This window comes from Pseudomonas sp. PSPC2-3 (genome assembly GCF_049898265.1).
Classification (GTDB): Bacteria; Pseudomonadota; Gammaproteobacteria; order Pseudomonadales; family Pseudomonadaceae; genus Aquipseudomonas; species Aquipseudomonas veronii.
The window spans coordinates 207,336-224,551 of record NZ_JAFCXJ010000010.1 but is presented as its reverse complement, the minus strand read 5'-3'; the positions used below and the strand labels follow the sequence as shown (position 1 = coordinate 224,551).

The window sequence follows — 17,216 nt, the reverse complement described above, 5'->3', positions numbered from 1 at the left end:
GGAGAATCCGATGCGAATGTGGTTTTTGAGTGCTGGCCTGGCCTTGATGTGCATGGCCCAGAACGCAGCGGCGGGTACAGTCCTGATCGTTGGCGATAGTATCAGTGCCGGTTTCGGACTGGATACCAGCAAAGGGTGGGTAGCCTTGTTGGGACAGCGGCTCAAACACGAAGGTTTCGACGATAAAGTGGTCAACGCGTCCATCAGCGGCGACACCAGCGCCGGAGGCCTCGCGCGGCTGCCGGCGGCGCTTGCGGAGCATAAGCCCAACCTGGTGATTATCGAGCTGGGCGGCAATGACGGCCTGCGTGGACAGCCGCCCGCGCAATTGAAACAAAATCTTGCGTCGATGATCGAGCAGTCCCAGGCGGTCGGCGCCAAGGTCCTGCTGCTGGGCATGCAGTTGCCGCCTAACTACGGTCCGAAATACACCACGGCATTTGCCGGGGTCTACGCGGCCCTGGCCAAGGAGAAGAGCGTGCCGTTGGTGCCGTTTTTCCTCGACGGCGTGGGCGGTCATCCCGAGCTGATGCAGGCCGATCAACTGCACCCGGCGGTCGGCGCCCAGGGTAAGTTGCTGGAAAATGTCTGGCCGACGCTAAAACCGCTGTTATGACGCTTTTCTACCGGCAGGCTTTCGGCTAAGGTGGCGCCCCCCCGATTTGGAGCCCTCGATGTCGCGTCCTGCCTGGTCCCTGTTTAATTACCAACTGATCGAGCCGGACGAGCAGCTGGATCTGTTCGCCTGCCAGGAAGTCCGGGTGCATCTGGTCACGCGTCAATTGGAGCTGGGCGGCACGATCGATCGCACGCTCTGCGGCACGTTGTTGCCGGCTCAGCCACGCTGGTCGGCGGTGGATCGCTCGATTTTCCAGGATCAGCGCCTGTGCCCCCTGTGCCGTGCCATCTTGGAGTCGCAAAAGCGTGGCACGCCGCCGATCTGGCCGGAGCTGCGCTTCGAGTGGTGAGGGGCGCTACGAGCTTGCAGCTTGAAGCCCGCATCGCGTATACAATCGCTTTTTACCTACACGTTGTTCTGCGAAGGATTTTCCGGATGTTGTCGCGCCTTTCCGCCGTCACCTGCTGCCTGTCTCTTGCCGCCCTGTGTGCGGCGGGTTCCGCGGCGGCCTTGCAGTTGCCCTTGCCACCCCCGGGCGAAGACATCGTCGGCCAGGTCCAAGTGATCAAGGCCAAGTACGAAGATACGTTTGCCGACCTGGGTACCACCTACGACCTGGGCTACTCGGAGATGGTCGCCGCCAACCCGGGCGTCGATGCCTGGTTGCCGGGGGCGGGCACCGAGATCGTCCTGCCGACGCGGTTCATCCTGCCGCCGGGCCCCCGCGAAGGTATCGTGATCAACCTTGCCGAATACCGGCTCTACTATTTCCCCAAGGGCCAGAACGTCGTCTACACCTTCCCGCTGGGGATTGGTCGTGAAGGCTGGGGCTCGCCGATCGCCCATACCAGCATTGTCGCGAAAACGCCGAACCCGACCTGGACGCCACCCGCTTCGATCAAGGCCGAGCACGCCGCCAACGGCGATCCGTTGCCCAACGTGGTACCGGCCGGCCCGGACAACCCGCTGGGGCCGTTCAAGTTCACCCTGGGCACGCCGGGCTACCTGATCCACGGCTCCAACATGAAGTTCGGTATCGGCACGCGTACCAGCCACGGCTGCTTCCGCATGTTCAACAATAACGTGCTGGAAATGGCCGGCATGGTACCGGTGGGTACTCCGGTGCGTATCATCAACGATGCCTACAAGTTCGGCAGCAGTGGCGGCAAGGTCTACCTCGAAGCGCATACGCCGCTGAACGACGATGGCACGCCGTCGGTGGTCGACAAGCACACCGCGGTGATCAACGCGCTGCTCAAGCGTGAAGACCTGGCCAATCACCTGCGGGTGAACTGGGATCAGGTGCGCGACGTGGTCGCGGCGGAAGATGGCCTGCCGACTGAAATCGGTGTGCCGGCTGCGGCGTCGATGGTCTCGAACGCGCCGCTCGATCCGTTGCAATAAGCCGGTTCGATCAATCGCCCGCCACGGCCTTGGGCTGCGGCGGGCTTTTTATTGCCCGTGATCCGGGACCGAATCGCAGGCAATAAAAAGCCGGTCCAAGAATGGACCGGCTTGGTAACAACCCCGAAGGACTATTACTTGCGGCTAGCTTTTTCAAGCATGCGCAGAGCGCGCTCGTTAGCTTCGTCAGCAGTCTGTTGTGCTTTTTGAGCAGCAGCCAGAGCTTCATCAGCTTTACGGTAGGCTTCGTCTGCACGAGCCTGGGAGCGAGCTGCTGCGTCTTCAGTTGCAGTCAGACGAGCTTCGGTTTCTTTGGAGACGCTGCTGCAACCGGTAGCCAGAACTGCGGCCAGAGCCAGAGCAGAGAATTTCAGAACGTTGTTCATCGTGTTCCCCTTCAAGGACTTTCTATAAGATAGCTACTATCTCAGAGTGAGCTAATAGCCGGCGTACATACTACTCATTACTTGTAGTAAGTAAACTGACGTAGCGCAAGAAGCAAAAAAAAATTTCTGTGCTGAATCTATTTTGGCTAATCTTTTGGGAAATTGTATAAAAAGCGTTCAATTTTTAGCAGTCTGCTGAAGAATGCATGCGCCCTGAAAGGGCCGGCCAGCATGTGTCAAGCCTTGTAAGTAGATGAAAATTTATATACTGAAGCTAACACTTTTGTACAGGTTGACTTTGCCAAACCCTGTATCTTTTGCGCATGTAGAGGTGACTTTAACAGCGCCTGTTCGTCTCAAGCTTCAACTGCCGGCAATGTTCAGGCTTTCGGTCACCGATTGATCGAGGCCCTTTCTATATCCGCCAGCCCCAGGGATGACGAGTGCGTCTTGAGCAATTTCAGGATTGCCGCCTACTATTCTCTACGTGCTGGTTGTGAGCGCTCACGGTTTTCTCGTCGTCGAAACCGGCACGGGGTGGCGTAGATGTTCCTTCGCCGGAAAAACATCGGTAAGGTAGGGGTCAGAATCCAAGACCCGCGAGGAGTAGTGATGAGCGAGGCGTTGTCCATCCACCATGACCAGGCTGGTCATCAGTTCGAGACCAATGTGGACGGTCATCGTGCCTACCTGACCTATATGGACCTCGGGAAGCAGACCTTGGACATCTATCGGACCTTCGTGCCCAACGCACTGCGAGGTCGCGGTATCGCGGCTGCATTGACCGAGGAAGCCTTGAAGTTCGCCGAAGAGGCCGGCTACACGGTGATCCCGTCGTGCTCTTACGTCGAGCGCTACATGGAGCGCCACCAGCGCCATGCGGCCAAGCTGTAAGGCATGAACTGCAACATGAAAAACGCCGGGCTTAGCCCGGCGTTTTTGTGTGCGCTGATCAGGATCAGACTCAGCTGCGCTTGCGCAGGGGCAACACGTCCTTGAGCTTGGCGTGCATGCTGCGCAGGGTGTTCTCGGTGGTCGCCCAGTCGATGCAGGCATCGGTGATCGACACGCCGTACTGCAAGTCGGCCAGGTCTTTGGGGATCGCCTGGCAGCCCCAGTTCAGGTGGCTTTCGACCATCAGGCCGATGATCGACTGGTTGCCTTCCAGGATCTGGTTGGCGACGTTTTCCATCACCAGCGGTTGCAGGGCCGGGTCCTTGTTGGAGTTGGCGTGGCTGCAATCGACCATGATGTTCGGCTTGATCTTGGCCTTGTTCAGCGCCTGTTCGCACAGGGCAACGCTGACCGAATCATAGTTGGGCTTGCCGTTGCCGCCGCGCAATACCACGTGACCGTAGGCGTTGCCTTTGGTGGTGACGATGGAGACGCCGCCTTCCTGGTTGATACCCAGGAAGCGATGAGGGCTGGAGACCGACTGCAGCGCGTTGATCGCCACGGTCAGGCCGCCGTCGGTGCCGTTCTTGAAGCCCACGGCCGAAGACAGGCCGGACGCCATTTCGCGGTGGGTTTGCGATTCGGTGGTGCGCGCGCCGATGGCCGACCAGCTGATCAGGTCCTGCAGGTACTGCGGGGAGATCGGGTCGAGGGCTTCGGTGGCGGTGGGCAGGCCCATTTCGGCCAGGTCCAGCAGCAACTTGCGACCGATGTGCAAGCCGTCCTGGATCTTGAACGAGTCGTCCAGGTACGGGTCGTTGATCAGGCCCTTCCAGCCGACGGTGGTGCGCGGTTTCTCGAAATAGACGCGCATGACCAGATACAAGGTGTCGGACACTTCTTCGGCCAGCGCCTTGAGGCGCTCGGCGTATTCGTGGGCCGCCTTGAGGTCGTGGATCGAGCATGGCCCGATTACCACGAAGAGGCGGTGGTCGGTGCCGTCGAGAATGTCACGAATGACTTCGCGGCCCTTGGTGACGGTCTGCAGGGCAGCGTCGCTCAGGGGGATTTCGCGCTTGAGCTGATCGGGCGTGATCAGGGTCTCGTTGGATTCGACGTTCAGGTCGTTGATCGGTAAATCAGCCATCGTGTTACTCGTCAGGGTCACGGGTGCCGGCCGCCAGCCATCCCCGTGCGGCGGAGCACAGCATGATTTGAATGCAGGGGGGAGGAACCTTAGCGCGTAACACGGGCCCGCGACAATGGGCAAAGCCCGCTTTAATCCAGTGCCGGCGCTACAAACGCCTCATGGGAGAATTCACCGGCATGCCGCGCCACCCACTCGCGGGCCATGGTTTCGAACTGCTCGGGCGTCGACTCGGCGTCTTCGTGCTGGCGGCAGTAGCGCTCTATCCAGCATGCTTGCTCACCCATGCGTGCGCCGAACAACGCATGTTCATCGGTAAACGAGATGCCGACGCGATAGCCGTCTTCTACCTTGCGGCACCATGCCACATAGCCCGGGTAGCGGGCCCCGGCGCCCAGGGACGGGATATGCAGGTCAACCGCTGTACCCTGGCGCCAGGCACGCGGGCAATTGCAGGCGATGCCGCCCAGGCCGATAGTGTGCAGGCGTTGGCGGGGAATGGGGGGAGAGGGACGTTGGATCAACAGGGCAGCGACATCATCAGGATGAGGTAAAAAACGACCCATGTACACGGACTCCGAGCACCGTCCAGTCGACGGCGGTGGCAGCAGTATAGTGAAGGAGCAGGCATTGACCGACCTGGATATTGACCAGCAACTGCTGGGATTACCAGGCATTTCGCTCGTGCTGTTTACCAGCGTGGGCTGTTCCGGTTGCCGTTGGGCGCATCAGCAGCTACCGGGCTGGCAGTTGCCGGTGGATCGGTTGTGCTGGGTGGATGCCGGGCACAACGGCGGCGCGGTGGAACGTTATCAGGTCTTTCATTTGCCGGCGCTGTTCGTGGTGTGCGAGGGTCAATTCTTCGGGCAGATACAGACACGTCTTACACCTTCCGAGCTTACCGACGCTATTCATCAAGCGCTTACCCGCACTCCAGAGGATTTGCCATGACCGCATTGTCGCCACGCATTGGCATTATCGGCACCGGCGCCATCGGTGGTTTCTACGGCCTGATGCTGGCGCGCGCCGGCTTCGATGTGCATTTCCTGCTGCGCAGCGAATACGCAGCGGTCAGTGAGCGTGGCCTGCGCCTCAACAGCAGCGTGCATGGCACCTTGCACCTGAACCCCGTGCAGGCCTACGCCCACGCCGCCGACATGCCACCGTGCGACTGGCTGCTGGTAGGCACCAAATCCACGGGCAATGTCGACCTGGCCCCGACCATCGCCCAGGTCGCGGCGCCCGACGCCAAGGTGGTGTTGCTGCAAAATGGCCTCGACGTCGAAGACAGCCTGCGCGAGCACTTGCCGGCGTCCCTGCATCTGCTCGGTGGGTTGTGCTATATCGGCGTACACCGTTCCGCCCCCGGCGTTGTCGAGCATCAGGCGTTGGGCCGGGTCAACCTGGGTTATCACAGCGGCACTGCCGCCAACGACGAAGCGCGCCAGAAGGCGATTGTCGAAGCAGGCGCCGCGTTGTTTCATCAGGCCGGCATCGAGTCCCAGGCCATGGCCAACGTACACCTGGCGCGCTGGCACAAGCTGGTGTGGAACGTGCCTTATAACGGTCTCTCCGTGCTGTTGGGCTGTGGCACCACGGCGATGATGGCGGACGAGTCCAGCCGCGAACTGATCCAGGCGCTGATGGCCGAAGTGGTGAAGGGCGCTCACGCCTGCGGTCACGACATTCCGGCCAGCTATGCCGAGCAGATGTTTACCATGACCGAAAGCATGGACGATTACCTGCCCAGCATGTACCACGACCATATCCATAAACGCCCGCTGGAACTGGCGGCGATCTACGCTCGCCCACTCGCCGCCGCCAAGGCCGCCGGCTGCGAGCTGCCGCGCATGCAGGCGTTGTATCAGGCCTTGAGTTTTATTGATCGGCATAACCGCTGATTGGGGGGAACCACCATGGCAAACGGATTGGGCGACAAACTGGTGCTGGCGATTTCATCGCGGGCCCTGTTCGACTTGAGCGATAGCCACAAGGTCTACCTGGCCCAAGGCGTGGAGGCCTACCGCAAATACCAGATCGAGCACGAAGAAGAAACGCTCGAGCCGGGCGATGCCTTCCCGCTGGTCAAAAAACTGCTGAGCCTCAACGCCAGCCTGGGCCGGGCCCGGGTCGAAGTGGTGCTGGTGTCGCGCAACAGTGCCGACACCGGCCTGCGCGTGTTCAATTCGATCCAGCATTACGGGTTGGACATTTCCCGCGCCGCTTTCGTAGGAGGGCGTAGTCCATATCCTTATTTGGCGGCGTTTGGTTGCCATCTGTTTCTTTCGACCCATGCTGACGATGTGCGCAGTGCGCTCGATGCCGGGTTCGCCGCGGCGACGATTCTGTCGGGCGGCGCGCGCCGTGCATCGAGCGAGGAGCTGCGGATCGCATTCGATGGCGATGCGGTGTTGTTTTCCGACGAGTCGGAGCGCGTTTACCAACAGGGCGGGCTGGAAGCGTTCCAGGCCAGCGAGCGCGAATCGGCGCGCCAGCCGTTGCATGGCGGCCCCTTCAAGGGCTTCCTCGCGGCGCTGAACCTGTTGCAGCGTGAGTTTCCGGACGCGGCCTGCCCGATCCGCACTGCCCTGGTCACCGCCCGGTCGGCGCCGTCCCACGAGCGGGTGATCCGTACCCTGCGCGAGTGGGATATCCGCCTGGACGAGTCGTTGTTCCTCGGCGGCCTGGAGAAATCCGCGTTCCTGGAGGCGTTCGCCGCCGACGTTTTTTTCGACGACCAGGCCGGCCATTGCGAGAAAGCCAGGGAGGTGGTGGCCACCGGGCATGTGCCCCATGGCATCAGTAATGAGGTGAAGGTCCAGACGCCGAGCTAAGTCAGTCGAATTCCCCAAGGCGCTGCTAAGCTCATTCAATCTCCGCCATCCTGGCAGTCCAGGAGGTTTTATGATCCGTTCGATGCTGTATGCCACGGACCTTGGTCTGTATGCGCCTTATGTGATGCAACATGCGCTGGCGCTGGCGCGAACGTTCAAGGCTGAGCTGTCGGTGATTCATGTGGTCGAACCCATCGGGCTGTTCGCCGAATCGGTGTTGCAAAGCTACCTTGATGAAAAGGCCCTGAACGAATGGCAGAGCCAGGGCGTGAGCACAGTGATGGCGACGATCGAGCAGCGGGTCCTTGAGAGTTTTCGCGAGGAGCTGGGGGACGGCGCGCAAGACTTGCAACTGATCCACTCGGTGCGGGTGATCCAGGGTGACCCGTGCGAGGTGATTCTCGACCAGTTGCGTAAACTTTCCGTGGATTTGTTGATCGTAGGCAGTCATAGCCACGCAACGGCCGCGGCCACACCCCTTGGGCGCACTGCCGCGCGGGTGTTGCAGCTGTCTCCGGTGCCGGTTTACCTGGTGCCATCGTTACAACGTCGACGCAGTGATGACGTGTGAGGGGGAGTGATAGATAAAAAGTTCTAGATTTATCCGTCTAACCTTTAATATAGTTATATACCGTCGCTGATACCCGTGGCGTCTATCTGCTTTGAGGGATACATATGAAGCTTCAACAACTGCGCTACATCTGGGAAGTGGCGCACCACGATCTCAACGTTTCCGCTACCGCTCAAAGCCTGTACACCTCGCAACCGGGTATCAGCAAACAGATCCGCCTGCTCGAAGACGAGCTGGGTGTCGAAGTGTTCGCCCGCAGCGGCAAGCACCTGACACGCGTCACCCCGGCCGGTGAGCGCATCATCACCACCGCCGGCGAGATCCTGCGCAAAGTCGAAAGCATCAAGCAGATCGCCCAGGAATTCTCCAACGAGAAGAAGGGCACCCTGTCGATCGCGACCACCCACACCCAGGCGCGGTATGCGTTGCCGCCGGTGATCCGTGATTTCATCAAGCAATACCCGGACGTGGCCCTGCACATGCACCAGGGGTCGCCGATGCAGATCGCTGAAATGGCCGCCGACGGCACCGTCGATTTCGCGATTGCGACTGAGGCGCTGGAGTTGTTCGGCGACCTGGTGATGATGCCGTGCTATCGCTGGAACCGTTGTGTGGTGGTGCCGCAAGGCCACCCGCTGGCCAAGCTGCCGAAGCTGACCCTGGAAGCCCTGGCGGAATACCCGATCGTGACTTATGTGTTCGGCTTTACCGGCCGCTCCAAGCTCGACGAAGCCTTCAGCCACCGCGGCCTCACGCCGAAAGTGGTGTTCACCGCCGCCGACGCCGACGTGATCAAGACTTACGTTCGCCTGGGCCTGGGCGTGGGGATCGTCGCCAAGATGGCGGTCGACACCCAGCTCGATAAAGACCTGGTCGTGCTCGACGCCAGCGAGTTGTTCGAGTCCAGCGTGACCAAGATCGGTTTCCGTCGCGGCACGTTCCTGCGTGGTTTCATGTGCGACTTCATCGAGAAATTCGCCCCGCACCTGACGCGCGAAGTCATGGCCAAGGCGATCCAGTGCCACAACAAGCAGGAACTGGAAGAGTTGTTCGACGGCGTAGAACTGCCCGTCCACTGAGTGGTTTCAGCGGGCCTCGGTCACCGTAAAGTGTTGCCGGGCGCCCGCCACCAGGATTTCCACCTCATCGCCTTCGAACTTGCCCAGCAGGCTGTGGCCCAGGGGCGAGCGCGGGGTGATGACGGTGACCGGTTGCCCCACCACATCGACTTTCAAACCCGCAGCATCCGGCGCCAGGAACAACCATTGCTGGCGACCGTTTTCGTCCTCCAGGCCCACCAGTGCGCCGACTTCTATGCCCCGTTGCTCATCGTATGCACGCAGCTGCAGTTGCAGGTTCTGGCACAGCGCCAGCGACTGCTTGATTTCTTCCACTCGCTTGGCCTGCCCGGCCGCCAGGTAAGACGCTTCCAGGCCGAGGGTGTCGTATTTGTTTTCGGCGATGTTTTCTTCGTGGGTCGCGGTTTCGTAGGCGGTCTGCGCGGCGCGCTGGGCGATGTCGAGGTCGACGCTGAGTTTTTCCAGGATCAACTGGAGGACGGCATGTTTATTCATGGTTGGGCTTGATCATTCGCAAAATTGCAGGACATTCGCCTTGCTCTTTTCATTGGGCGCGTTCTGGTCCTGTTGCAGCCAGAACTGGCATTTGGGGTTGGACAGGTTGCGCGCATTGTTGCGCGCCTGATCCAGGCTCTGTCGTTGTTCCTGCTTGCGCAGGTTCTCTTGATACTGCTCGAACAGGCGGTTCGGCGGTTCCACCGCGACCGGCGCGGGCTTGCCGAGTTGCTCGACGGCCTGGGCGACCGGCGCCAGGCTCTGCGGGAACAGATAGCGCGACGCCAGCCAGGTGGTCAGCGCAATCGCGATAAACCCCAGCCACACGCCCAGGGCGATAGCGAGACAAAGCTTGAACAACGACAGCGGACGGTCAGACATGGCGGCCTCCTGGCAGGCATTTACGGCGTGGCGGCGATTGTCGCACAGCCACCGTGCAGAATAATCGCGATCAAGCCTTCTGCATCGGGGCATTTATGCGGACAATCGAGCCTTTGAGCGTGGGAGCCCGGAATGAAAGCCCGCTGGGATATTTTTTGCAGCGTCGTCGACAACTACGGCGACATTGGCGTGACCTGGCGCCTGGCCCGGCAATTGGTGGTGGAGCACGCCTGTGACGTGCGCTTGTGGGTCGATGACCTGCGGGCCTTCGAACGCATGTGCCCGGAGATTGATGTGCAACGGGAGCAGCAATGGCAAGAGGGCGTCGACGTGCGCCATTGGCCGGCGCAATGGTCGGCCACGCCATCGGCGGATGTGGTGATCGCCGCGTTTGCCTGCCAGTTGCCGCCTGACTACATGGATGCGATGGCCGCGCGCGAGCACGCGCCGTTGTGGATGAACCTGGACTACCTGAGTGCCGAGGACTGGGTGGTGGGGTGCCATCGTCTGCCGTCGGTGAAGTTCAAGGGGGTGCAGAAGTACTTCTTCTTTCCCGGCTTCCGGCCCGGCACCGGTGGCCTGTTGCGTGAGGCGGGGTTGCTGCAACAGCGTCAGGCGTTTCAGCAGGATGCTGGCGCGCAGAAACATTTCCTGCAAAGCCTGGGCGTATTTCCCGCAACCGGTGCGCGGCTGATGTCGCTGTTTGCCTACGAAAATGCCGCGCTTGCCGGTTGGCTGGACGTGTTGGCGACGGACGGGCGCGCCACTCATCTGCTGGTGCCGGAAGGGCGCATCCTCGGCGATGTGCAGCGCTGGCTCGGCGTGGACCGGCTGGCGGCGGGCGATACTCATCAGCGCGACGCCCTGACCGTGCAGGTGCTGCCGTTCGTGCGCCAGGAGCAATATGACCGCCTGCTGTGGTGTTGCGAGTTCAACGCCGTGCGCGGCGAAGACTCGTTCGTGCGGGCCCAATGGGCCGGGCGCCCGTTGCTGTGGCATATCTATCGCCAGGACGAAGACATCCACCTGGACAAGCTCGACGCCTTTCTGGAGCTGTACACCGCAGCCCTCTCGCCGGCGGCAAAAGCCGCGGTGGTAGCGCTTTGGCAGGCCTGGAACACCGAGGGTGATATGGCCCAGCCGTGGAAAAAACTGCTGGAACACTGGCCGGAAGTGGCTGCACACGCCGAAACATGGTGTCTGGAACAGGCCTTGCAGGCGGATCTTGCGACGGCGCTGGTACAGTTTTATGAAAGTTGGATATGATACGCCACCTTGATTTTTGTAAACCCCATCCAAATTTCGGATATACGCAATGAAAACTGGTAAAGAACTGAAACCCGGTATGGTAATCCGTATCGACAACGATCCTTGGTTGGTTCAGAAAGCTGAGTTCACCAAGTCGGGCCGTAACAGCGCGATCATGAAGACCAAGCTGAAAAACCTGCTGACTGGTTACAAGACCGAAACCGTTTACAGCGCTGATGACAAGCTGGACGACGTGATCCTCGACCGTAAAGAAGCGACCCTGTCTTTCATCAGCGGTGACTCTTACACGTTCATGGACACCACCGACTACACCATGTACGAGCTGAACGCTGAAGATATCGAAGCCGTTCTGCCGTTCGTGGAAGAAGGTATGGACGACGTCTGCGAAGCCATCTTCTTCGAAGACCGCCTGGTTTCCGTAGAGCTGCCGACCACTATCGTGCGTAAGGTTGCCTACACCGAAGGTTCCGCTCGCGGCGACACTTCGGGCAAAGTCATGAAGCCTGCCAAGCTGGCTAACGGTACCGAACTGCAAGTGGCCGATTTCATCGAAATCGACGACATGATCGAGATCGACACCCGTGAAGGCGGTTCGTACAAAGGTCGCGCCAAGAAGTAATTCTGGCCCCACCGGTACGAAAAAAGCCCGACCTTGAGTCGGGCTTTTTTGTGGGCGTTTACCTGTCACTTCAAGTATTGCCTCAGCTCATCCGATGCTTGCCGCAACGCCGGCACGTGGCTGGCGGCGTGTCGTTGGCGAGCCGCGCGGGTTAGACGGTGACGTGCAGACGCACATCGACGTTGCCGCGGGTGGCGTTGGAGTACGGGCAGACTTGGTGGGCAGCGTCGACCAGGCTTTGCGCGTCGTCCTGGGCCAGGCCCGGCAGGCTGATGTGCAGGTCGATATCCAGACCGAAGCCACCCGGGATCTGACCGATGCCGACATGGGCAGTGATCGACGCATCATCCGGAATTTTGCGTTTGGTCTGGCTGGCGACGAATTTCAGTGCGCCGATAAAGCAGGCCGAGTAGCCGGCGGCGAACAGTTGTTCCGGGTTGGTGGCCTGACCGCCGGCACCGCCCAGTTCCTTGGGGGTGGAGAGTTTGACGTCGAGGATGTTGTCGTTGGACACGGCACGACCATCACGGCCGCCGGTGGCGGTGGCTACTGCGGTATAGAGCGTTTGCATGGTGTTGCCCTCTTGGTGTTTTGCGCTAAATGTTTGCGCGCTAAGTAGTTGGTGAGGTGAATGTATAGCGCTAATGTTTAGTGCGCAAGATAAATTCCAGAATTTTTTCGTAAGGGCACCTCAAAACCACCTGTGGGAGGGGATTGCCCCCTCCGCAGGTATTGGGCTTGGGTGTGTTTAGACCGCGCCTTGCAGATTGCCCCGCAACGCAATCAAATCAGCTTGCAGCTTGCGCAGTTGCTCCAGCTCCAGGCCGCTGGCGCCGAGGATGCACTGAGGAATCCCCTTGGCCTTGTCTTGCAAGGCACGGCCAGCGTCGGTCAGTTCCACCACCACCACTCGCTCGTCTTCGCGACTGCGCGTGCGGCTGAGCAGGCCCTCGGCTTCCAGGCGCTTGAGCAGGGGGGTCAGGGAGCCGGGATCGGTCAGCAGGCGGCTGCTGATTTCGCCGACAGTCAAGCCATCCTCTTCCCACAGCACCATCATGGCCAGGTACTGCGGATAGGTCAGGCCGAGGGCTTGCAGCAGCGGCTTGTAGACCTTGGTCATCAGCAATGAAGTGGAGTGCAGGGCGAAGCACAGCTGGTTATCCAGCAACAGGGATTGGCAAGGATCGGGATTTTTGCTCATGGTGCTGCCTCAAAAAAGCGTATCTGGGCTGGAATCTAGCGGGCAAATCTTTAATGCGCCAGGTAATTCTGTCCGGGGGGTCAGACCAATCCGCTTTGCAGCGCCAGGTCCCAGGGCGGCACTGGGCTGAAGCGCGATTTCAGGTATTCGAGCAACAAGCGGCTACGTGCGTTCGGCTGTTGTTCCAGGCGCAGCGCATAGATGCCGGTGGTTTCCGGGCTGGGCAGGCCGTTTTCGCAAAACAGAGGCAAGAGTTCGCCGCGGACCAGGTATTCACTCGCCAGCCAGGTGGGCAGGTGCGCGATACCCAGGCCGGCCAGGGCACCGGAGAGCAGGGCTTCGGCGTTGTTGGCGCTCATGCGGATGCGTTGCGGGCGATAGGTGGCGCGACGCCCGTCCAGTTCGAAGCGCCAGGCGAAGATCGGCGCCAGGCCATCCCAGTCCAGGCCGTCGTGTTCGCTGAGGTCTCGCGGATGGGTCGGCGTGCCACGGTTTTTCAGGTAGGCCGGGCTGGCACAGGCAATTCGCACGATGCTGGCCAGCGGCGTGGCGATCAGCCGGGTGTCGACGATATGCCCGGCACGCAGCACCAGATCGACCTTGCCTAGGTGCGCGCCCTGCATGTCCACGAAGCTGTCGATCAAATGCAGGTGTACATCCAGCCCCGGGTAGACGTTCAGGAAGTCGGCGATCACCGGCGCCAGATGCCGTCGACCGAACGCCGCCGGTGCGTCCACGCGAATCAAGCCTTCCGGCGCATGGCTCAAGGACACCGCTTCCGCCCGTGCCAATTGCAACTCGGTGACGATGCGCCGCGCGCGTTCGGCGAACGCCAGGCCGGCCGGTGTTGGCAGCACCGCGTGGGTGCTGCGCTGGAACAAGCGGCTGCCCACCGAGCTTTCCAGGCTGTCGATACGCCGGGCCACGGCGGAGGGCGTCAGCGGATGGCGACGCGCGGCGGCGGAAAAACTGCCGGTTTCCAGCACATCGAGAAACAGGCTGAGTTGGTCGGTGAGGATATGCGGGTTCATCGGTCGACGCTTATGCGGGATTGGCACAGCCATTGTGCGTTGCTGTGCGTATCCGCGCCAGAGCGGACTGCGTAGCATGCAAGGCTTGGGATTGTGGAGTAATGCGTGGTGTTGGATTTAGCGATGTACTTGGTTATGGGCGCGGCATTGGGCACGGTGGGCGGCCTGTTCGGCATTGGCGGCGGGTTGATTGCCATCCCGGTGCTCGGCGTGCTGTTCGGCCTCGATCAGCAGATCGCCCAAGGCACCGCGCTGGTGATGGTGGTGCCCAACGTGATGCTCGCGCTGTGGCGTTATCACCAGCGTAATCGCATTGAACTGCGCCACGCGCTGCCGCTGGGGGTGATGGGCTTCAGCTTTGCCTGGCTCGGCTCGATCTGGGCCGTGGGCCTGGACGCCGGCGCGATGCGTGTCGGCTTTATCGCATTTCTGCTGGCGCTGTCGGCCTACAACCTGCTGCGCATGTTCACCCGCAATGCGCCGCCGACGACACAGATGCGCCATGCCTGGCCGTGGCTCGGGGTGTTGGGCGCGGTCTCCGGCTCTATGGGCGGTTTGTTCGGTGTCGGTGGTGCGGTGGTCGCCACGCCAGTGCTGACCAGTGTGTTCGGCACCACCCAGGTGGTGGCCCAAGGCTTGTCCCTGGCCTTGGCGCTGCCCAGCACCGGGGTGACTCTTGTCACTTACGCCTGGCACCACGAAGTGGACTGGATGATCGGCATCCCCCTGGCGGTCGGTGGCCTGCTCAGCATCAGTTGGGGTGTAAAAGTCGCCCACGCTCTGCCGGAGCGCCTGTTGCGCGGTTTGTTCTGCGGTTTCCTGGTGGTGTGCGCCGTGATGCTGATGTTTAAGGTTTGAAGCCGTCGATGATGTACTCCGCCAGGCATTCGGTGATAGGTGACGTCATCAACGGGTTGCGTAACAAGCGCAGATTCATCGACGGCAAGGGCGGGAAACCCTCGTCACTGCCGAGCACGCGCAGGTCATCCGTCACCAGGCTTTCCATGCTGACCATCACTGCCAGGCCGGCGCTGACCACGGCCTGGATCGCCGCCCCGTTGGTGCTGTTGTAGGCCAGGCGATAATTGCGCCCGACGGTATCCAGTGAGGTACGCGCCCACTGGGTGTAAAGGCAATCGGCGCCGGACATCGCCAGTGGCAGGGCGTCGTGCTCGTCCACGCAGAAACACGGCGCCGCCGCCCACACCACGCGCTCGGTGCGCAACAACTCGCCGATATCATTGCCGGGTTCGCGGCTGATCACCGTCAACGCCAGATCCCGCCGTTGCATCAGCACGGTGGATGCCTCGCAGTGCATCTCGATCTGGATCAGCGGGTAGGCCTTGGAAAACTGTTTGAGAATCCCCGGCAGGAAGCGCATCACATAGTCGTCCGGGGTGCCGATGCGTACCAGCCCGACCATATGCGGTTCTCGCAGGGTGTTGAACACCTCGCTGTGCAGTTTCAGGATGCGCCGCGCATACCCCAGCAGCACCTGGCCCTCCGGCGTCAGCCGCACTTGGCGGCCGTCGCGCTCGAACAGTTTGCGCTGCAGCACGTCTTCTTCCAGGCGCTTCATCTGCATGCTGACCGCCGATTGGGTGCGGTTGACCTGCTCGCCGGCACGGGTAAACCCACCCTGGTCGGCGATGGCGACGAAGGTGCGCAGCACGTCGGTGTCGATGCTTGGGTAGGCGGCCAATTGATCAATTCCTGAGATGTATTTCATAAGAAACATTCGTTGGATTGATCATAGCTGCCGGCACACACTCGCGTCATCCCCAAGGGAGGGCGAGAAGATGAAAGGTCAAACAGGTTGTGCAGGATGGACGAAGCGGCCGCTTTCCGGGCTGTTCCAAGCGATTGCGCGGTGGCAGGTATTGCGGTACGAGCGTCGGTTAGTGGCCACGCTGAGCGATGCGGCGCTCAAGGATATCGGGCTGAGCCGCGCTGATGTGGAGCACGAAGCCCATCGGCATTTCTGGGAAGACCCACTGCGAAAATGACCGAGGATGCAGTAGGGTGGTCGGCACGTTCATACGGAGATGCCCATGCCCGCCGACCTGTCGTTTTCCCTCAAGCAAGCGCGCCGCATGGCACTGGCCGCCCAGGGCTTTTCCGGGCGCCAGGCGCCTGCATTGATCAAGGCCGCACACCTCAACCGCTTGATCGACCGCCTGGGCGTGCTGCAGATCGATTCGGTCAATGCCGTGGTGCGCTCCCATTACCTGCCGTTGTTTTCCCGCCTGGGGCAGTACGCCCCGTCACTGCTTGAGCAGGCGGCCTGGAGCCAGGGCCGACAGCGTTCGTTGTTCGAGTATTGGGGGCATGAGGCCTCGTTGTTGCCGATGGCGCTGTACCCCTTGATGCGCTGGCGCATGGAGCGGGCAAGACAAGGGCAGGGGATCTACGCGCAGATGGCGCGTTTTGGTCGCGAGCAGCAGGCCATCATCCAGCGCGTGTTGAACACTGTCGAACAACAGGGCGCCCTGGGTGCAGGCAGTCTGTCGACCCGCGCCGAGCGCGCCGGCCCGTGGTGGGACTGGAGCGATGAAAAGCACGCGCTGGAATGGCTGTTCGCCGCTGGCCTGGTCACGGTTGCCGGTCGGCGCGGGTTCGAGCGGCTCTACGATTTGCCCGAGCGCGTCATTCCCGGCGACCGGCTGCACCAGGCCCCGTTGAGCGAGGCCGAGGCTCAGCGCGGTTTGCTGCTGCACAGTGCGACTGCGCTGGGTGTGGGCAGCGAAAAAGACCTGCGCGATTACTTCCGCCTGGACCCCGCCGACACTCGCAGCCGTTTGGCCGAACTGGTCGAGGACGGCCAATTGCTGATGTGCCGCGTGCAGGGCTGGAAGCAGCCGGCCTACTGCCTGCCGGAGCCGAAAGTGCCGCGCAAGGTGCCGGCCAGCGCACTGTTGTCGCCGTTCGATTCGCTGATCTGGGAGCGCAGCCGCACCGAGCGGCTGTTCGATTTCCGTTATCGGCTGGAGATTTACACGCCGCAGGACAAGCGGGTGTACGGCTACTACGTGCTGCCGTTTCTGCACAACGAGCGGATCGCCGCGCGCGTCGACCTGCGTGCCGAACGCGCCCACGGCCGCCTGGCCGTGCATGCGGTGCATGAAGAAACGCCGGGGCTGGACGAGGAGGGGATGTGCGCGCTGGCGCTGAACTTGCGGCAAATGGCCGATTGGCTAGGGCTCGAACAGGTGCAGCTCAATTGCCCACGGCCGAGTGCCGACCGATTAAGGGCGGCGATGCTCACATCACGGTAGGCCCGAGCTTG

23 protein-coding genes are annotated in these 17,216 nt (G+C 61.3%); 14 read left to right on the top strand and 9 right to left on the bottom strand.

The window, feature by feature from the left end; translation table 11 throughout:
• Positions 1-10: 10 nt before the first annotated feature.
• The 3 genes from ACP7E3_RS23610 (at position 11) to ACP7E3_RS23600 (ending at position 2,023) form a co-directional block, all read left to right on the top strand.
• Positions 11-616 carry an arylesterase gene (locus ACP7E3_RS23610; RefSeq protein ID WP_026140353.1) on the top strand — a complete coding sequence of 202 codons (606 nt, stop codon included), beginning with the start codon at positions 11-13 and terminating at the stop codon, positions 614-616.
• 58 nt (positions 617-674) lie between these two features.
• Entirely contained in the window at positions 675-968 is a 294-nt protein-coding gene (locus ACP7E3_RS23605) for a hypothetical protein (RefSeq protein WP_017849529.1), read from the top strand.
• A gap of 86 nt (positions 969-1,054) precedes the next feature.
• A complete protein-coding gene (locus ACP7E3_RS23600; RefSeq protein ID WP_017849528.1) occupies positions 1,055-2,023 on the top strand; it encodes a L,D-transpeptidase family protein in 969 nt (322 codons plus the stop codon).
• Between the two features lie 134 nt (positions 2,024-2,157).
• Here the strand turns inward: ACP7E3_RS23600 and oprI are convergent, their stop codons facing one another.
• The gene (gene oprI / locus ACP7E3_RS23595; RefSeq protein WP_003172710.1) at positions 2,158-2,409 is read right to left on the bottom strand and encodes an outer membrane lipoprotei OprI; all 252 of its coding nucleotides are present in this window, start codon (positions 2,407-2,409) and stop codon (positions 2,158-2,160) included.
• A gap of 612 nt (positions 2,410-3,021) precedes the next feature.
• On the opposite strand from oprI, the gene ACP7E3_RS23590 reads away from it, so the two are divergent.
• A complete protein-coding gene (locus ACP7E3_RS23590; RefSeq protein WP_003189869.1) occupies positions 3,022-3,303 on the top strand; it encodes a GNAT family N-acetyltransferase in 282 nt (93 codons plus the stop codon).
• 70 nt (positions 3,304-3,373) lie between these two features.
• On the opposite strand, the gene ACP7E3_RS23585 is transcribed toward ACP7E3_RS23590, so the two are convergent.
• Both ACP7E3_RS23585 and ACP7E3_RS23580 read right to left on the bottom strand, forming a co-directional pair.
• Positions 3,374-4,450 carry a 3-deoxy-7-phosphoheptulonate synthase gene (locus tag ACP7E3_RS23585; protein ID WP_017849526.1) on the bottom strand — a complete coding sequence of 359 codons (1,077 nt, stop codon included), beginning with the start codon at positions 4,448-4,450 and terminating at the stop codon, positions 3,374-3,376.
• 131 nt (positions 4,451-4,581) lie between these two features.
• On the bottom strand, positions 4,582-5,016 hold the full coding sequence (locus tag ACP7E3_RS23580; RefSeq protein WP_426124539.1) for a PilZ domain-containing protein: 435 nt from the start codon (positions 5,014-5,016) through the stop codon (positions 4,582-4,584).
• Between ACP7E3_RS23580 and ACP7E3_RS23575 the strand changes: the two genes are divergently transcribed.
• From ACP7E3_RS23575 to cysB, 5 genes are all read left to right on the top strand, one after another.
• On the top strand, positions 5,015-5,401 hold the full coding sequence (locus tag ACP7E3_RS23575) for a hypothetical protein (protein ID WP_017849524.1): 387 nt from the start codon (positions 5,015-5,017) through the stop codon (positions 5,399-5,401). The two genes, ACP7E3_RS23580 and ACP7E3_RS23575, sit on opposite strands and share 2 nt — an antisense overlap.
• Positions 5,398-6,351, top strand: coding sequence for a putative 2-dehydropantoate 2-reductase (locus tag ACP7E3_RS23570; RefSeq protein ID WP_057003730.1), 954 nt, complete (start codon positions 5,398-5,400; stop codon positions 6,349-6,351). Before ACP7E3_RS23575 ends, ACP7E3_RS23570 begins: the two co-directional genes overlap by 4 nt.
• 15 nt (positions 6,352-6,366) lie before the next feature.
• Complete coding sequence (locus ACP7E3_RS23565) at positions 6,367-7,284, top strand: 5'-nucleotidase (RefSeq protein WP_046384243.1); 918 nt, start codon at positions 6,367-6,369, stop codon at positions 7,282-7,284.
• A 70-nt stretch (positions 7,285-7,354) separates the two neighbouring features.
• Entirely contained in the window at positions 7,355-7,855 is a 501-nt protein-coding gene (locus ACP7E3_RS23560) for a universal stress protein (protein ID WP_108524398.1), read from the top strand.
• Positions 7,856-7,959: 104 nt separating this feature from the next.
• Positions 7,960-8,934: an HTH-type transcriptional regulator CysB gene (gene cysB, locus ACP7E3_RS23555; RefSeq protein WP_017849520.1), complete on the top strand. Its 975-nt coding sequence runs from the start codon at positions 7,960-7,962 to the stop codon at positions 8,932-8,934.
• Between the two features lie 6 nt (positions 8,935-8,940).
• Here cysB and ACP7E3_RS23550 read toward each other — a convergent pair whose 3' ends face one another.
• Both ACP7E3_RS23550 and ACP7E3_RS23545 read right to left on the bottom strand, forming a co-directional pair.
• Positions 8,941-9,429, bottom strand: a complete 489-nt coding sequence (locus ACP7E3_RS23550) for a GreA/GreB family elongation factor (RefSeq protein ID WP_046384241.1) — start codon at positions 9,427-9,429, stop codon at positions 8,941-8,943.
• A gap of 12 nt (positions 9,430-9,441) precedes the next feature.
• The gene (locus tag ACP7E3_RS23545; protein WP_017849518.1) at positions 9,442-9,810 is read right to left on the bottom strand and encodes a hypothetical protein; all 369 of its coding nucleotides are present in this window, start codon (positions 9,808-9,810) and stop codon (positions 9,442-9,444) included.
• A gap of 132 nt (positions 9,811-9,942) precedes the next feature.
• On the opposite strand from ACP7E3_RS23545, the gene earP reads away from it, so the two are divergent.
• Together earP and ACP7E3_RS23535 are read left to right on the top strand one after the other, a co-directional pair.
• Positions 9,943-11,076, top strand: a complete 1,134-nt coding sequence (earP, locus tag ACP7E3_RS23540) for an elongation factor P maturation arginine rhamnosyltransferase EarP (RefSeq protein WP_169863990.1) — start codon at positions 9,943-9,945, stop codon at positions 11,074-11,076.
• 49 nt (positions 11,077-11,125) lie between these two features.
• Positions 11,126-11,698 carry an elongation factor P gene (locus ACP7E3_RS23535; RefSeq protein ID WP_079443153.1) on the top strand — a complete coding sequence of 191 codons (573 nt, stop codon included), beginning with the start codon at positions 11,126-11,128 and terminating at the stop codon, positions 11,696-11,698.
• Positions 11,699-11,849: 151 nt separating this feature from the next.
• On the opposite strand, the gene ACP7E3_RS23530 is transcribed toward ACP7E3_RS23535, so the two are convergent.
• From ACP7E3_RS23530 to ACP7E3_RS23520, 3 genes are all read right to left on the bottom strand, one after another.
• Complete coding sequence (locus ACP7E3_RS23530) at positions 11,850-12,269, bottom strand: organic hydroperoxide resistance protein (protein ID WP_010211852.1); 420 nt, start codon at positions 12,267-12,269, stop codon at positions 11,850-11,852.
• 177 nt (positions 12,270-12,446) lie between these two features.
• Complete coding sequence (locus ACP7E3_RS23525) at positions 12,447-12,899, bottom strand: MarR family winged helix-turn-helix transcriptional regulator (protein ID WP_026140352.1); 453 nt, start codon at positions 12,897-12,899, stop codon at positions 12,447-12,449.
• Between the two features lie 80 nt (positions 12,900-12,979).
• Entirely contained in the window at positions 12,980-13,930 is a 951-nt protein-coding gene (locus tag ACP7E3_RS23520; protein WP_046384239.1) for a LysR family transcriptional regulator, read from the bottom strand.
• Between the two features lie 108 nt (positions 13,931-14,038).
• Between ACP7E3_RS23520 and ACP7E3_RS23515 the strand changes: the two genes are divergently transcribed.
• The gene (locus ACP7E3_RS23515) at positions 14,039-14,788 is read left to right on the top strand and encodes a sulfite exporter TauE/SafE family protein (protein ID WP_288077192.1); all 750 of its coding nucleotides are present in this window, start codon (positions 14,039-14,041) and stop codon (positions 14,786-14,788) included.
• On the opposite strand, the gene ACP7E3_RS23510 is transcribed toward ACP7E3_RS23515, so the two are convergent.
• Positions 14,778-15,659: a LysR family transcriptional regulator gene (locus tag ACP7E3_RS23510; protein ID WP_032805034.1), complete on the bottom strand. Its 882-nt coding sequence runs from the start codon at positions 15,657-15,659 to the stop codon at positions 14,778-14,780. The genes ACP7E3_RS23515 and ACP7E3_RS23510 overlap by 11 nt on opposite strands.
• A gap of 70 nt (positions 15,660-15,729) precedes the next feature.
• On the opposite strand from ACP7E3_RS23510, the gene ACP7E3_RS23505 reads away from it, so the two are divergent.
• Both ACP7E3_RS23505 and ACP7E3_RS23500 read left to right on the top strand, forming a co-directional pair.
• Positions 15,730-15,936: a DUF1127 domain-containing protein gene (locus ACP7E3_RS23505; RefSeq protein ID WP_164887030.1), complete on the top strand. Its 207-nt coding sequence runs from the start codon at positions 15,730-15,732 to the stop codon at positions 15,934-15,936.
• A 45-nt stretch (positions 15,937-15,981) separates the two neighbouring features.
• A complete protein-coding gene (locus ACP7E3_RS23500) occupies positions 15,982-17,205 on the top strand; it encodes a winged helix-turn-helix domain-containing protein (RefSeq protein WP_426124532.1) in 1,224 nt (407 codons plus the stop codon).
• The last annotated feature ends 11 nt before the right edge of the window (positions 17,206-17,216 follow it).

Bases quoted from the DNA above. Each gene is read 5' to 3' on its own strand.
- ACP7E3_RS23585 (WP_017849526.1), bottom strand. From the start codon at position 4,450: ATGGCTGATTTACCGATCAACGACCTGAACGTCGAATCCAACGAGACC.
- ACP7E3_RS23570 (WP_057003730.1), top strand. From the start codon at position 5,398: ATGACCGCATTGTCGCCACGCATTGGCATTATCGGCACCGGCGCCATC.
- ACP7E3_RS23590 (WP_003189869.1), top strand. From the start codon at position 3,022: ATGAGCGAGGCGTTGTCCATCCACCATGACCAGGCTGGTCATCAGTTC.
- ACP7E3_RS23580 (WP_426124539.1), bottom strand. From the start codon at position 5,016: ATGGGTCGTTTTTTACCTCATCCTGATGATGTCGCTGCCCTGTTGATC.
- ACP7E3_RS23525 (WP_026140352.1), bottom strand. From the start codon at position 12,899: ATGAGCAAAAATCCCGATCCTTGCCAATCCCTGTTGCTGGATAACCAG.
- ACP7E3_RS23610 (WP_026140353.1), top strand. From the start codon at position 11: ATGCGAATGTGGTTTTTGAGTGCTGGCCTGGCCTTGATGTGCATGGCC.
- ACP7E3_RS23535 (WP_079443153.1), top strand. From the start codon at position 11,126: ATGAAAACTGGTAAAGAACTGAAACCCGGTATGGTAATCCGTATCGAC.
- cysB (WP_017849520.1), top strand. From the start codon at position 7,960: ATGAAGCTTCAACAACTGCGCTACATCTGGGAAGTGGCGCACCACGAT.
- ACP7E3_RS23520 (WP_046384239.1), bottom strand. From the start codon at position 13,930: ATGAACCCGCATATCCTCACCGACCAACTCAGCCTGTTTCTCGATGTG.
- ACP7E3_RS23505 (WP_164887030.1), top strand. From the start codon at position 15,730: ATGAAAGGTCAAACAGGTTGTGCAGGATGGACGAAGCGGCCGCTTTCC.
- ACP7E3_RS23565 (WP_046384243.1), top strand. From the start codon at position 6,367: ATGGCAAACGGATTGGGCGACAAACTGGTGCTGGCGATTTCATCGCGG.
- ACP7E3_RS23545 (WP_017849518.1), bottom strand. From the start codon at position 9,810: ATGTCTGACCGTCCGCTGTCGTTGTTCAAGCTTTGTCTCGCTATCGCC.
- ACP7E3_RS23510 (WP_032805034.1), bottom strand. From the start codon at position 15,659: ATGAAATACATCTCAGGAATTGATCAATTGGCCGCCTACCCAAGCATC.
- ACP7E3_RS23600 (WP_017849528.1), top strand. From the start codon at position 1,055: ATGTTGTCGCGCCTTTCCGCCGTCACCTGCTGCCTGTCTCTTGCCGCC.
- ACP7E3_RS23500 (WP_426124532.1), top strand. From the start codon at position 15,982: ATGCCCGCCGACCTGTCGTTTTCCCTCAAGCAAGCGCGCCGCATGGCA.
- ACP7E3_RS23530 (WP_010211852.1), bottom strand. From the start codon at position 12,269: ATGCAAACGCTCTATACCGCAGTAGCCACCGCCACCGGCGGCCGTGAT.
- earP (WP_169863990.1), top strand. From the start codon at position 9,943: ATGAAAGCCCGCTGGGATATTTTTTGCAGCGTCGTCGACAACTACGGC.
- ACP7E3_RS23575 (WP_017849524.1), top strand. From the start codon at position 5,015: ATGTACACGGACTCCGAGCACCGTCCAGTCGACGGCGGTGGCAGCAGT.
- ACP7E3_RS23605 (WP_017849529.1), top strand. From the start codon at position 675: ATGTCGCGTCCTGCCTGGTCCCTGTTTAATTACCAACTGATCGAGCCG.
- ACP7E3_RS23560 (WP_108524398.1), top strand. From the start codon at position 7,355: ATGATCCGTTCGATGCTGTATGCCACGGACCTTGGTCTGTATGCGCCT.
- oprI (WP_003172710.1), bottom strand. From the start codon at position 2,409: ATGAACAACGTTCTGAAATTCTCTGCTCTGGCTCTGGCCGCAGTTCTG.
- ACP7E3_RS23550 (WP_046384241.1), bottom strand. From the start codon at position 9,429: ATGAATAAACATGCCGTCCTCCAGTTGATCCTGGAAAAACTCAGCGTC.